Source organism: Rhizobium redzepovicii, assembly GCF_019793435.1.
In the GTDB taxonomy this organism is placed as follows: domain Bacteria; phylum Pseudomonadota; class Alphaproteobacteria; order Rhizobiales; family Rhizobiaceae; genus Rhizobium; species Rhizobium redzepovicii.
The window spans coordinates 152,696-166,060 of record NZ_JAILYH010000012.1 but is presented as its reverse complement, the minus strand read 5'-3'; the positions used below and the strand labels follow the sequence as shown (position 1 = coordinate 166,060).

General features: G+C 63.7%; 14 protein-coding genes. 3 read left to right on the top strand and 11 right to left on the bottom strand.

Annotation, left to right across the window (positions count from 1 at the left end):
• The first annotated feature begins 49 nt into the window (after window positions 1-49).
• Window positions 50-532 (top strand): anthrone oxygenase family protein, encoded by a 483-nt coding sequence (locus K6N12_RS20365; RefSeq protein ID WP_097624735.1) that lies wholly within the window; start codon window positions 50-52, stop codon window positions 530-532.
• Window positions 533-766: 234 nt separating this feature from the next.
• On the opposite strand, the gene K6N12_RS20360 is transcribed toward K6N12_RS20365, so the two are convergent.
• The 7 genes from K6N12_RS20360 to K6N12_RS20330 form a co-directional block, all read right to left on the bottom strand.
• Entirely contained in the window at window positions 767-1,303 is a 537-nt protein-coding gene (locus tag K6N12_RS20360; RefSeq protein ID WP_097624734.1) for a glyoxalase superfamily protein, read from the bottom strand.
• Window positions 1,304-1,504: 201 nt separating this feature from the next.
• The gene (locus tag K6N12_RS20355; protein WP_097624733.1) at window positions 1,505-2,683 is read right to left on the bottom strand and encodes a GGDEF domain-containing protein; all 1,179 of its coding nucleotides are present in this window, start codon (window positions 2,681-2,683) and stop codon (window positions 1,505-1,507) included.
• Window positions 2,684-2,863: 180 nt separating this feature from the next.
• Complete coding sequence (pyrC, locus tag K6N12_RS20350) at window positions 2,864-3,904, bottom strand: dihydroorotase (RefSeq protein ID WP_097624732.1); 1,041 nt, start codon at window positions 3,902-3,904, stop codon at window positions 2,864-2,866.
• Between the two features lie 73 nt (window positions 3,905-3,977).
• Window positions 3,978-4,610 (bottom strand): nucleoside triphosphate hydrolase, encoded by a 633-nt coding sequence (locus tag K6N12_RS20345; protein WP_097624731.1) that lies wholly within the window; start codon window positions 4,608-4,610, stop codon window positions 3,978-3,980.
• Window positions 4,607-5,389, bottom strand: a complete 783-nt coding sequence (locus K6N12_RS20340) for an ATP-binding cassette domain-containing protein (RefSeq protein ID WP_097624730.1) — start codon at window positions 5,387-5,389, stop codon at window positions 4,607-4,609. The genes K6N12_RS20345 and K6N12_RS20340 overlap by 4 nt, the downstream gene beginning before the upstream one ends.
• A 2-nt stretch (window positions 5,390-5,391) precedes the next feature.
• The gene (locus K6N12_RS20335) at window positions 5,392-6,456 is read right to left on the bottom strand and encodes an ABC transporter permease (RefSeq protein ID WP_064836250.1); all 1,065 of its coding nucleotides are present in this window, start codon (window positions 6,454-6,456) and stop codon (window positions 5,392-5,394) included.
• A 156-nt stretch (window positions 6,457-6,612) separates the two neighbouring features.
• A complete protein-coding gene (locus K6N12_RS20330; RefSeq protein WP_097624729.1) occupies window positions 6,613-7,632 on the bottom strand; it encodes a sugar ABC transporter substrate-binding protein in 1,020 nt (339 codons plus the stop codon).
• 225 nt (window positions 7,633-7,857) lie between these two features.
• Between K6N12_RS20330 and K6N12_RS20325 the strand changes: the two genes are divergently transcribed.
• Together K6N12_RS20325 and K6N12_RS20320 are read left to right on the top strand one after the other, a co-directional pair.
• Complete coding sequence (locus K6N12_RS20325) at window positions 7,858-9,105, top strand: ROK family transcriptional regulator (RefSeq protein ID WP_097624728.1); 1,248 nt, start codon at window positions 7,858-7,860, stop codon at window positions 9,103-9,105.
• Window positions 9,089-9,565 (top strand): RbsD/FucU family protein, encoded by a 477-nt coding sequence (locus K6N12_RS20320; RefSeq protein ID WP_097624727.1) that lies wholly within the window; start codon window positions 9,089-9,091, stop codon window positions 9,563-9,565. The genes K6N12_RS20325 and K6N12_RS20320 overlap by 17 nt, the downstream gene beginning before the upstream one ends.
• A 14-nt stretch (window positions 9,566-9,579) precedes the next feature.
• Here K6N12_RS20320 and K6N12_RS20315 read toward each other — a convergent pair whose 3' ends face one another.
• From K6N12_RS20315 to K6N12_RS20300, 4 genes are read right to left on the bottom strand one after another with little or no spacing between them, the layout of a single operon-like run.
• On the bottom strand, window positions 9,580-10,803 hold the full coding sequence (locus tag K6N12_RS20315; protein ID WP_097624726.1) for an FAD-dependent oxidoreductase: 1,224 nt from the start codon (window positions 10,801-10,803) through the stop codon (window positions 9,580-9,582).
• 1 nt (window position 10,804) lies between these two features.
• A complete protein-coding gene (locus tag K6N12_RS20310; protein WP_097624725.1) occupies window positions 10,805-12,028 on the bottom strand; it encodes an Atu1372/SO_1960 family protein in 1,224 nt (407 codons plus the stop codon).
• A 17-nt stretch (window positions 12,029-12,045) separates the two neighbouring features.
• A complete protein-coding gene (locus K6N12_RS20305; RefSeq protein WP_097624724.1) occupies window positions 12,046-12,705 on the bottom strand; it encodes an amino acid ABC transporter permease in 660 nt (219 codons plus the stop codon).
• Entirely contained in the window at window positions 12,702-13,361 is a 660-nt protein-coding gene (locus K6N12_RS20300) for an amino acid ABC transporter permease (protein ID WP_097624723.1), read from the bottom strand. The genes K6N12_RS20305 and K6N12_RS20300 overlap by 4 nt, the downstream gene beginning before the upstream one ends.
• Between the last annotated feature and the right edge of the window lie 4 nt (window positions 13,362-13,365).

Below are 13,365 nucleotides of genomic sequence, written 5' to 3'. Positions count from 1 at the left end.
TGCAAATAAGAGAGTTTCTCTTGTTTTGTTCCTTGGAAGGAGCTTCGACATGCAGTTCGTCCTCATCCTCTCGCTCGTCGCCGCAGCCATCGGCAGCGGCCTCGTCGCCGGCATCTTCTTCGCCTTCTCGACCTTCATCATGACCGCCTTCTCGCGCATCCCGGCCGAGCAGGGCATTGCGGCGATGAACTCGATCAACGTGACGATCGTCCGCTCGCCCTTCATGGCGCTGTTCGTGCCGACGGCAATCCTCTGCATCGTCATCGCAGTGCTGGCGCTGATGAACTGGCGCGGCAGCGCATCCGCGCTGATGCTGACAGGCGCCGCCCTCTATGTCTTCGCCTCCTTCCTCTCGACCATCATCTTCAACGTGCCCATGAACGATGCGCTGGAAAAGGTCAGCGGCAGCGGGCCGGAGGCAGTCGGGCTCTGGGCGACCTATCTCAGGGACTGGACGTGGTGGAACCATGTGCGGACCGTGGCCTCGCTGCTGGCTTCGATGGCCTTCGTCAGGGCGTTGATGGTCGTTTGAGAAGGCGGCATTGCGACACGTCTCTTCTCGCCAGCGGGGAGAAGGTGCCGGCAGGCGGTTGAGGGGGTGAGCGGCAAAGCCCCGAATGCACGGAGCGCACGCGAAGGGCAATAAATGCTGTGCCCGTGTAGCCCCCTCATCCGACCCTTCGGGCCACAGACCAGGGTCGAGCCACAGGTCTCGACCCGTCCTTCGGACCCCGGCTGGGGAGAGGAGGGAGTCCAGCGCCCGCGCCTATCTCTGCTCGCAAAAGGCGATGCGGTTGCTGAAGGGGTCGGTGACGGTCATCTCCAGGCCCCAGGGGGCTTCCTCCACGCCGGGCTTCATGTAGCGGTAGTCCTTGCCGGCGAGCTCGGCGTGGTAGGCCCGGACATTGGCGACGCGGACGAATGCTTTGGCGCCGGGGCTGGCGTCGCCGGAATGTTCGCTCAAGTGCAGCGCCATGCCATCGCGGGAGACCTGGCAATAGAGCGGGAAATTCTCGCCGAAGCGATGCTCCCAGTCGAGATGGAAACCGAGAAAGCCGCAGTAGAACTCCATGGCTTTCTCCACCGAGAAGATGCGGAAGATCGGCATCGGCGGCTCGATGCCGATTGCGGAGCGGGACGCACCCGCCGCATCGATCCTTGCCGAGAGGATATTCCATTGCTCGAGCCCGAATTGCCGGGCGACGATTTCGAGCGTCTCGCTGTGGGTGAGGGAAATGTCGCGGTCGGCAAGGGCCTGCCGCAACGTCTTTGCCATGAGTTTGGCATCGCGAAAATCGCGCATATGTCATCCTTCCATCGGCGGCAAACAGGACGATCAGTGCCCGCGTCTGCTGACCCGTTCGCCATCGATCGCCAAACGGCAAGGGATGTGAAGGATGGTTTGGATGCATTCACCATAACGCCAAACTGTCAAACGTCGGGCGTCGCGGGGCGGCTGGCCGCATCCGGCCAGGGGCGATATTATGAGGGGAGAGGTCAGGAATCAAGACGCCGTGCGCGACGCCTCGACCGGAACCGCCTGCAGGTGGCCGGCAAGCTCGACCCGGTTGCGACCGCCCCGCTTGGCGGCGTAGAGCGCCTTGTCGGCGGCACTCAGCATGGCGTCGAAATCCAGGCTCTTGGCGCGCCCGGGCGCAACGCCGACGCTGACGGTGCATTTCAGCACCTCGTCATCGATATCGATCTCGCGCGCCTCGAAAGCCTCGCGGATGCGCTCGGCCGCCAGTTCGGCCCGGCCGGGCATGGTTTCCTTCAGCACCAGCGCGAACTCCTCACCGCCCAGCCGTGCGGCGATGTCACCGGCGCGGCAATGGGTGGCGAGTTCGCCGGCGAAGGCCTTGATCACTCGGTCGCCGCTCGCATGGCCGAAGCGGTCGTTGACCGATTTGAAGTGGTCGATATCGAAGACGATGACGGCGGTGGTCGAGCCCATCGGGCGCGTGCCGTATTGATCGAACAGGGCGCGGCGGTTGAGCAGCCCGGTCAGCGGATCGGTGATCGCCTCGAGACGATGGCGGGCGGCAAGCCGCCACTGATGCAGCGCCAGCGACAGGGCGCCGATCCCGGTCATGCCGGCGATGCAGACGGCAAGGCTCAGATCCTCGGCCCAGTTGCTCGGCGCCTTGCCGAGCACCAGCTTGCCGTCGGAGATCAGCACGGCGGCGCAAAGCACGAAGGAGATCCCCGTCAGCGTATAGAGCGCCGTGATCCCGAGGATCGGCGCCGGCGCCTCGGCGCGGGCGAGCCAGTATTGCCGGGCGGTGGCAAAGAGCAGCAGGGCAATGGCAAGATTGTCAGCGATGAAGGCCAAGCCGTCATAACCCAATATCAGCGGCACGATGGAGAAGGTCATCGCCGCCACGGCGCGGATCGCAATGCCCGGCAAGGGCAGACGGCCGGTGAGAAACTGTCGGCCGGCACCCCAGATGGTGGCGAAACCGGCATGGAACAGTACGAAATTGGCAATGCCAAACCCTATCTCCGGCCTGTCCACGTAGGCGCTGTAGACAAAAATGCCGCTGACGACGAAGACCAGGCCGACGGTGGCGGTGAGCAGCACGGTTTCGGCTCGGCGGACGAGCCAGCCGCCCATCAAGGTCACGGCAAGGCATGCCGTCGAGACGCCGAGCGCCAGCAAGAGGGAGTTATAGTCAAGCATCATGCTTTTCAGGCTCCGCAGGTGTTTTCCCGCCGGATGATCGGCAGCCTATGTCCGCGTGAGAAATGTCTTATGCATCCGTTAACAAATGATGCATTGCACAATGAAAATGTTATGCGCCTAACGTCGGCGCACAACTTTAATGAATATTCTATTTAAAATTGATTACGCGGGCTGCAACACCTACGCCACGACGTGCCAATGCAGCGGATACATCGGATCGAACACCGTCACCGGACCGGCGCCCGTTTCTATCTTGGCGGGAAAAACGACCGGCTCGGCCTGCTTGGACAGGGTGATGCGTTCCTCGTTCGGCTGAAGCCCGTACCAGGCCGGTCCGTTGAGCGAGGTGAAGGCTTCGAGCCTGTCCAGCGCGCCCTCCTCCTCGAAGACATGCGCCAGGCAGCTCATCGTGTTGATCGAGGTGTAGATGCCGGCGCAGCCGCAGGCACATTCCTTCAGCGGATCGACATGCGGGGCGGAATCGGTGCCGAGGAAGAAGCGGGCGTCACCGCTCACGGCGGCGGCACGCAGTGCCAGGCGATGGCTCTCGCGCTTGGCGACCGGCAGGCAATAATAATGCGGGCGGATGCCGCCGACGAGGATGGCGTTGCGGTTGATGATCAGATGATGGGTGGTAAGGGAGCCGGCAAGATTGCCTTTGGCGCCTTTGATGTAATCGATGCCGTCCGATGTCGTCACATGCTCCATCGTCACCTTCAGCTCGGGCAGGCGCCGGCGCAGCGGATCGAGCACGGTGTCGATGAAGACGGCTTCGCGATCGAAGATATCGACCTCAGGCGTCGTCACTTCGCCATGGACGCAGAGGGGCAGGCCAATCGCAGCCATGCGCTCCAGCACCGGCATCGCCTTTTCCATGTCGCGCACGCCGCCATGCGAATTGGTGGTGGCGCCGGCCGGATAAAGCTTGACGGCGGTGATGAGGCCGCTCCTGGCGCCGGCCTCGACATCGTCGGGGCTCGTATGTTCGGTGAGATACAGCGTCATCAGCGGCTGGAAACGATGGCCGGCCGGCAGCGCCTTCAGGATACGCTCGCGATAGGCCGCCGCATCCGCCGTGGTGACGACGGGCGGCACCAGATTGGGCATGATGATGGCGCGAGCGAAGGTGTGGCTCGTATCGGCGATCACGCCCTCCAGCATGGCGCCGTCGCGCAGATGCAGGTGCCAGTCGTCAGGGCGGCGGATGGTGATCGTTTGCATGGCAGGCCTCCGAAGCGATGCGTCTGCGGGCCTCGATAACACTATACCTCAGGTGAAAACAATCGTCGCGGCCTTACGCCAGCGCGATCTCCAGCGTCACATCGGCCGGACGGCGGTTTTCGAGGATCAGCCGGCCGTTCGGCAGGTCGTTGCCGTAGACCTTGGCGCTGGCGGCCTCCTCGCTCAGATTATAACCGCGCCAGCGCGCCCAGAGCCGCTCCTCGAGCACCTCCATCGGCGGCGCCAGCATGATCGTGTAATCGAAGATCCCGTCGAGTTCAGCCCATTTTCCCTCTGTGAAGAGCAGATAGTTGCCCTCGACGATGATGAAACGGTCGTTCGGATCGATCGGCCGGGCCGATGCGATGGCCAGTTCGCGGGAGCGGTCGAAGACCGGCACGAGAACCTCCTGATCCGCCGGCCTGACGGCGCGGACGATATCGAGGAAACCGCGGACATCGAAGGTCTCGGGAATGCCCTTGCGGGCCAAGAGGCCGCGTTCGATCAGGATGGCGTTGTCCATGTGGAAGCCGTCCATCGGCAGGACCGCGGCGCTTTCGCCTCTGGCCTTCAACGCCGCCGCCAGATTGTCGGCCATGGTCGACTTGCCGGAACCCGGCGGGCCGGCAATGCCGATGAGGAAGCGTCTGGCATCACCGGCGCGGTTGATGACCTCGCCGGCGATTTCCTCGGTGCTGACCGTCATGCCGCAACGGGCTCCGTCGGCACTGCCTTGGCGCCGGTCATGAAGGCGACGGCGTCGGACATGGTATATTCCTTCGGATCGATCACTGTCAGGCGGCGGCCGAGGCGGTGGATATGGATCCGGTCGGCAACCTCGAAGACATGCGGCATGTTGTGCGAGATCAGCACGATCGGCAGGCCGCGGGCGCGCACGTCGAGGATCAGCTCCAGCACGCGGCGGCTTTCCTTGACGCCAAGCGCTGCCGTCGGTTCGTCCATGATGATGACCTTGGAGCCGAAGGCGGCGGCACGGGCAACCGCGACACCCTGGCGCTGGCCGCCCGAGAGCGTCTCCACCGCCTGGTTGATGTTCTGGATGGTCATCAGGCCGAGTTCGGAGAGCTTGTTGCGCGCCAGCTTTTCCATGGCCGGCCGGTCGAGCATGCGGAACATCGAGCCGAGCACGCCCGGTTTGCGGATCTCGCGGCCGAGGAACATGTTGTCGGCGATCGACAGCGCCGGCGACAGAGCCAGGTTCTGATAGACGGTTTCGATACCGGCCTCACGGGCTTCCATCGGCGAGCGGAACTGCACCTGCTTGCCTTCGAGGGTGATCACCCCCTCGTCGGGGGTGACGGCGCCTGAAATCGCCTTGATCAGCGAAGACTTGCCGGCGCCGTTATCGCCGATGACGGCGAGGATTTCGCCCGGGTAAAGATCGAAATCGGCATTGTCGAGCGCGGTCACGCGGCCGTAGCGCTTGACGAGACCGCGGGCGGTGAGAAGGGGTTCGCGAGCCATGATTACACCGAAACCTTTCTGATCCACTGGTCGATGGCGACGGCGGCGATGATCAGCACGCCTGTCAAAAGGACTTTCCATTGCGGGTCGGCGCCGAGCATATTGAGGCCCATCGACACGACGCCGACGATCATCGCGCCGAACAGCGTGCCGAGAATGGAGCCGCGGCCGCCGAAGAGCGAGATGCCGCCGATCACCGTCGCGGTGATCGCCTGCAGGTTATAGTCGGTGACCGCCGAGGACGGCGAGATCGAGCCGTTGCGGCCGATCGAAACCCAGGCGGCGAAGGCGGCGATGACACCCGAGATGGTGTAGACGGTGAGCAGCACCTTCTTGGTCTGGATGCCGGAGAGCTTGGCGGCCTCAGGATCGTCGCCGACCGCATAGACGTGCCGGCCCCAGGCGGTGTGATTGAGCACATACCAGAGCAAGAGGACGAGCAGCACCATGGCGATGACGCCGAGGGTGAGCACGGCGCTGCCGAGCCTGAAGCTCGCAGCGAAAAGATGCAGCAGCGGCGCCTGTTCGTCGACATCGGTGTCGCGGATCGTCTCATTGGCGGAATAGATGAAATTCGTCGCCATGACGATATTCCAGGTGCCGAGCGTGACGATGAAGGGCGGCAGTTTCATGAAGGCGACGAGGAAGCCGTTCAGCAAGCCGCAGAGCCCGCCGACAAGGAGACCACCGATAACGGCGATCGGCGTCGGTATGCCGTAGGTGATGGCGACATTGCCCATGATGACAGCCGAGATCACCATGATGACGCCGATCGAAAGATCGATGCCGGCGGTCAGGATGACCAGCGTCTGGGCGGCGCCGAGAATGCCGACGATGGCGATCTGTTGCAGGATCAGCGTCAGCGTATAGGACGAGAAGAACCGTCCGCCGATCGTTGCCCCGAAGATGATGATCGCCAGCACCAGCACGATCAGCGGCACGGCGGCCGGCGTCGAGTGCAGAAAATGCTGGGCGCGCTTGATCAGCGAGACGTCCTGGTGCTCGAAGGAGGCGACGCTCTTGTCGCTGCCGTCGAGGACACGTTCGAATTCCTGAGTTCCGGTCATGGTTCCTCCTCCGCATCCGTGCGCCGAACTCGCACGGGGGCCGTCACCGATATCCTTCCGGTCTATTCTGAGCCGGTTCGTGGGGGCGACGGTACATCGTCCGTCGAAAACGGCCGGGGATCAAGCCCCGGCCGCTCTAGTTTCAAGAGATTGGGCTCAGCCCCAGCACTTGTCCGTGCCTTCCTTGGTGTCGATCGACTTGACGCCGGAAACCGGCTTGTCGGTGACGAGCGAGACGCCGGTGTCGAAGAAGGACTTGCCTTCGGTCGGCTTCGGCTTTTCGCCGCTATCGGCGAACTTCTTGATCGCCTCGATGCCGAGCGACGCCATCAGCAGCGGATACTGCTGCGAGGTGGCGCCGATGACGCCTTCCTTGACCGACTTCACACCCGGGCAACCGCCATCGACCGAGACGATCAGCACGTTCTTTTCCATGCCGACGGCCTTCAGCGCCTGATAGGCGCCGACAGCGGCCGGCTCGTTGATCGTGTGGATGACGTTGATGCCCGGATCCTTCTGCAGAAGGTTTTCCATCGCCTTGCGGCCGCCTTCCTCGTTGCCGTTGGTCACGTCGTGGCCGACGATGCGCTTGTCGTCTTCGTCGCCGATCTTGTCCGGATTCTTCGGGTCGATGCCGAAGCCCATCATGAAGCCCTGGTCACGGAGAACGTCGACCGTCGGCTGCGACGGCGTCAGGTCGAGGAAGCCGACCTTGGCGTCCTTGGCCTTGTCGCCCAGCGTTTCCTTGGCCCACTGGCCGATCAGCTTGCCGGCGAGCAAGTTGTCGGTGGCGAAGGTGGCGTCGGCGGCATCGGCCGGCTCGAGCGGCGTGTCGAGAGCGATGACCAGCAGGCCGGCGTCGCGGGCCTTCTTGACCGCAGGCACGATGCCCTTGGTGTCCGAAGCCGTGAGCAGAATGCCCTTGGCGCCGTCGGCGATGCAGCTTTCGATCGCTGCCACCTGGCTTTCGCTGTCACCGTCGATCTTGCCGGCATAGGACTTCAGCGAAACGCCGAGTTCCTTGGCCTTGGCCGTCGCACCTTCCTTCATCTTGACGAAGAAGGGGTTGGTGTCGGTCTTGGTGATCAGGCAGGCGGCAACGTCCGCCGCCATGACGGGGGCGGAAAAGGTGACACCAAGCGCGAGCGCGCCGAAAGCGAGAACAGATTTCTTCATGGAACTCCTCCCAGAGTTTGCCGGCGCCGCCCGTGCGGGCCGGAATTTTAAGATATGACACTTCGCCGTGGATTGTTAAGCTTCCAAAGCCGTCCCGTGCCCTTGACGAGGGCAATTAAGAGCGAAAGAAATCGGCTTGTCAATAAATAAATCCAATTGAATTATTAATTCGATGTGGCATGCTCGATCGAATTGGGCATAGGCCAACAATCGGGAGGAGCGGCCATGTCGTCTTTGGATGGACCGGAACACACGCCGGTCCCGCCGCCAATTCTAAATCCGGCCGGAGGTGCGAACCAGGTCAGGGTCCGGGCCTATAACGAACGGCTCGTGCTGTCGCTGGTGCGTCTCTACGGTGCGCTGTCGAAGGCCGATATCGCGCGCCGCAGCGGACTGTCGGCCCAGACCGTCTCGGTGATCATGCGGGTGCTTGAGAAGGAAGGTCTGCTGTCGCGCGGGGCGCCGGTGCGCGGCCGTGTGGGACAGCCGTCGATCCCTATGCATCTCAATGCCGACGCCGTCTATTCCTTCGGCCTGAAGATGGGCCGGCGCAGCGCCGATCTTGTGCTGATGGATTTCGTCGGTCGTATCCGCATGCAGCTGCACCGCACCTATGCCTATCCGCTGCCGGAAGAAATCCTCGCCTTCGTCACCTCGGGCATCCAGGAACTCGAAGACCGGCTCGACGACAAGCAGCGCGGCCGCATTGCCGGCCTCGGCATCGCCGCCCCCTTCGAACTCTGGAACTGGGCCGAAGAGGTGGGCGCGCCGCCTGGAGCCATGGAGGTCTGGCGCGATGTCGACCTGCAGGCCGACATCGCCGCGCGCGTCTCCCATCCGGTCTTCATGCAGAACGATGCGACCAGCGCCTGCGGGGCCGAACTGGTCTTCGGTGTCGGGCCGTCCTACCCGGATTTCGTCTATTTCTTCATCGGCTCCTTCATCGGCGGCGGCATCGTGCTCAACTCGGCGATCTTTTCCGGCCGCACCGGCACGGCCGGCGCAATCGGCCCCCTGCCGGTGCGGGGAAAGAACGGCGAGACGATGCAGTTGCTCGAAATCGCCTCGATCTTCGTGCTCGAAAACATGCTGCGCGAGCGCGGCATCGATCCCGAGCCGCTGTGGTATTCGGCCGACGACTGGGTGGATTTCGGCGAGCCGATGGAGACCTGGATCCAGGATAGCGCCAAGGCGCTGGCGCAGGCGATCGTCGCGGCCGCCTCGATCGTCGATTTCAGCGCCGCCGTGATCGACGGCGGTTTTCCCCATTGGGTGCGCAGCCGCGTTGTGCAGGCCACCATCGACGAAGCCGCCAAGCTCGACCTGCAGGGCGTCGTCATGCCCGAAATCATCGAGGGCGCGGTCGGCGCCCAGGCGCGCGCCATCGGCGGCGCCAGCCTGCCGATCTTTGCGCGTTACCTCACCGACCAGAACGTACTCTTCAAGGAGGTAGACAATGCTGAAAGGACTTGATCCGCTGTTGAGCCCGGAGCTGCTTTTTACGCTTCGGGCCATGGGCCACGGCGACGAGATCGCCATCGTCGACGGCAATTATCCGGGCGTCGAACATGCGCGCCGGCTGATCCGGCTCGACGGCCACCACCTGATCCCGGTCCTCAATGCCGTGCTCAGCGTGCTGCCGATCGACGATTTCGTGCCGGAAGCGATCTTCCGCTCGACCGTCAAGGCTGAGCGCGACAAGCTCGACCCGGTGCATGAGGAGATGATCGACTGCTGCGCCCGTCACGAGCCGCACCGGCCGGTGGTGCCGCTCGTCGGCCCGGATTTCTACGGCCGGGTGAAGGCCGCCCATGCGGTGATCCAGACCAGCGAACCCAGGCTCTATGCCAACATCATCCTGCGCAAGGGCGTGATCTATCCGAAAGAACCGGGCACACCGTCGGCGGCCGGGGTGGATCCGTTCGTTTACTAGCTATCGTCTAGTCATCATCTCGTCTGTGTGGCGATCAGGTCCACCATTTTTCGGGCCGAGCCCAATGCCAAGGTCCAGCCGAGCATTCCGTGGCCGGTGTTGATGTAAACACCTTTCAGATGCTCGCAGGGCCTGATGATCGGGCGGGATGACGGGGTCATCGGCCGCTCGCCTGACCATCGCATCAGAACGACGCTGTTCTTGAAGAGGGCCGGCAGGACGCCGACGGCTGCGCCGCGCAGCGCTTCGAAACGCGCCGGGTCGAAGCCCGCGCCCGGGCGGTCGATATCGGCAAGACCGGCGACGCGGAAACGATCCCCGATCGATGCGAAAGCCAGCTTGCGTTTTACGTCGGTGAGGCTGATGGCGGGTGCGGCAGCGGTCCGCGGCACGGTCAGCGAATAGCCTCTCACCGGACGCACCGGGCGGACCTCCGGCAGCTCCGCGGCAAGCAGACGGACCTGAGCGCCCGCAGCGACGACGGCGGTATCGACCGCGAGTTCCTCCCGGTCGTCGAACCTCACGGCCGCAAGCCTGTCCGCCTGTCGTGAGAAGCCCGCCACTTTCCGGCCGAAGAGCAGCGACACCCGGTGGTGCTGAGCAATATGGTGTGTCAGCTGACGGCAAAAGCCGGCTGCATCGCCGAGCGCATCACCCGGCGTGTAGACCGCACCGGCGATTTCGCCTTGGTAGCCGGCAAGGGCAGGCTCGATCTCCTGGGCTTCCGCGTTCGAGAGCATCTGCTGCTCGAATCCGAGTGCATTTTTCCGTGAGACGGCTGATTGGGCCGCGGCAAAGCTACGCTGATCCGGATAGAGATGCAGCTTTCCCGCAAGCCGGTAGTCGAAGGACAGACCGGTTTCCGCCACCAGCAATGCGAGTTCGCGGCGGGACTCTCCGGCGAGTTCCAGAATGGCCCGGGTATTGCTCCACCATCGCGAAAATGACGCGTTGGCGAGGAAGCGCAGCCCCCAGAGAAAAAAATCCGGGTCGAGCTGCCAGCGAATCCGGAAGGCGGGGTCGCGGCCGAGAGCGATGGCCGGCAGATGCCTGAGCAGCCCGGGAGATGCCATCGCATCGCCATAGGCCCAGGAGAGCTGCGCGGCATTGCCGGCGCTGGCGCCGCTGCCGGGTTCGGCTGCTGCATCGATAAGCGTCACATCGTGCCCTGCCTTGGCCAAAAGATAGGCCGAGGAAACGCCGATCACGCCTGCGCCGATGACTGCGATGCGCGCCATGTCAGACCTCGCTTCCCACAAGCGCGGTCAGCTCGATTTCGACCGGAACGCCCCGCGGAAGAGATGACACGCCGATCGCAATGCGGGCGTGCTCCCACCGATCCGGAAACAGATCGCGCAGCAGCTCGGACGCGCCGTCGACGACCGCCCCATGGCGGGTAAAATCATCCGTTGCGGCAACATAGCCCGCAAGCCGCACGAAGCCGCGCACCTTGTCGAACCCACCACCGGCGCGCTCAAGCTGAGCAAGCAGGTTGAGAAGGCAGATCCGCGCGCATTCGCGGCCCTCCTCGATCGAGACATCCGCCCCGAGCCGACCGGTTCGCCGAACAGCTCCACCGGTCACCGGCACCTGACCGGACATGGTGACGATATTGCCGGTTCGCACAGCGCCGGCGAAAGCCCCGGGCGGCATTGCGGCTTCCGGTAAACTGAGGCCGAGGACGGCAAGACGCCTGTGCACGGCATCGCTTGCGCTCATGCCGGGATCAGCCCTTCTGCTTTTGCCGGCTTCGGCGCTGCGCGCGACGAAAGCCTTGAGAATTTCCAGATCGAGGGCCGTCAGACGGTATTCCGGATGCCACTGGATCCCCAGGCAAAATGCCTCGGTCTCGCCCTCGAATGCCTCGATGATCCCATCGGGTGCCCGCGCGATGATGCGAAAGCGCCCGTGACCGGACAGCGCATGGCGATGCAGGCTGTTGACCCGGGTCGGCCCCGTCCCGACCCAGCCGGCAAGCAGGCTGCCGGGCTCGACGATGATCTCGTGCGCCAGTTCATCGGGCAGGTCCTGCGGGATGTGCGAAATGCCGGCGGCCGGAAGCTCGCTGAGGAACTCGCCGCCGAGGCACTCGCCGATCAGCTGCATGCCATGGCAGATACCGAGCAGCGGTTTGCCTGCCGTCAGCGCCTTGGCCACCAGCTGACGCTCGAAGTCGCGGCGCCGATCGGCCACTTCGGCCCCCGGCCGGGAGCCGGTCAGGACGATCCCATCGGCAAGCGCCAGCGCCGCCTCGATGTTTTCGGCGTCATAGGGCAGGATCAGCGGCACCCCGCCGGCGCTGGTGATGGCCTCGGCATAGTTCGAGCGCACCACATATTCGCATTCCGTCGGCTGTTGCGGCGTCTCGTCGAGATCGGGCGTTATGAGAATGAGGGGGCGGGCCTTACGTGCCGGCGCGGCGGGAAACGCGGTGACCGCGGCAACGGTCATATCGGTGGTCATGGTCTGAACCTTATGATTTAGCGGGCGGGCACGGCAAGCCGGCGGGAGAAGACAGAAAACGGCCAGGCGATCGCGAAGTAGCAGAGGCCGACCGCCACATAGATCTGCAGCGGCAGGAAATACTCGGTCGCCATCGCCCGGCCGGTCAGAACCAGTTCGTTGACGGTGATCAGCGATGCGAGCGAGGAATCCTTGAGAAGCGCGACGAAGGTGACGATCATCGGCGCCAGGATGACGCGGACGACCTGCGGGAAGATGATCAGCCGGAAGCTCTGGACCGGCGTGAGACCGACAGCCAGGGCCGCCTCGCGCTGCCCCGCCGGGATCGCCTTCAGCCCGGCCCGGAAGAGTTCGGCGATCTGAGCCGCAAAACACAGCGCCAAACCTGCGATCGCCGCGCCGAAAGCATCGAAGACGATCCCAATGCCGGGCAGGCCGAAGTAAAGCAGAAACAGCACCGCGAGCAGCGGCACGCCGCGCACGACCGTCACATAAAGGGCCGCGAAATGCCGTAACGCCTGGAAATCTGATCTCTGGCACAGCGAAAGCAGCAAACCGAGCACGAGCGCCAGAGCAAAGGCACATACGGAAAGCACTGCCGTATTCACCATTGCCCGCAACAACAAGGGCAGCCATTCGCCACCATAGTCGCGGTAGGGTGCGAAAAACCCGATCATCCTTTCAGCCTCCCGTAACGTCTTTCGAGGAATCGCGTCACCTGCATCAATGGCAGGCTCAGCAGCAGATAGAGTGCCGCCGCCGTCGCGTAGATCATCGTTGTCTGGAAGGACGAGGTGACCATGGAGCGGGCGAAGAACATGATTTCAGGCGCCGCGATGGCCGAGACGACTGAGGTGTCCTTGAGGAGCTGCACCGCGTAATTCCCGAGCGCCGGCAGCGCGATCCGCATGGCCTGCGGCGTCAAAATTTCGAAAATCGTCTGGAGCGGCGTCAGACCTGCAGCAAGCGACGCCTCCGCCTGGCCTTTTGGTAAAGAGGCGAAACCAGCACGGAAGATCGATGAGGTAATGGCTGCGCCGATCAGTCCGAGACCCAGAATGGCGGCAGCAATCGAGGTCAGCCTCACGCCGATGCTGGCAAGCCCGAAATAGAGGATGAACAGATGCGTCAGGGCCGGCACGTTGCAGAGGATTTCGCAATAGGCGTCGATCGCCAGATTGACGACCCTGATGGCGGTGAATTGCCTGACGAGGGCGAGGAGGAAGCCGACGCCGGTTGCAAAAGCCAGCGAGGCCAGCGTCACCAGGACGGTTACCTCAAGCCCGGCGGCGAGCCCATTAACGACGGAGAGGAATAGCGAGAATCCGCTCATGGCG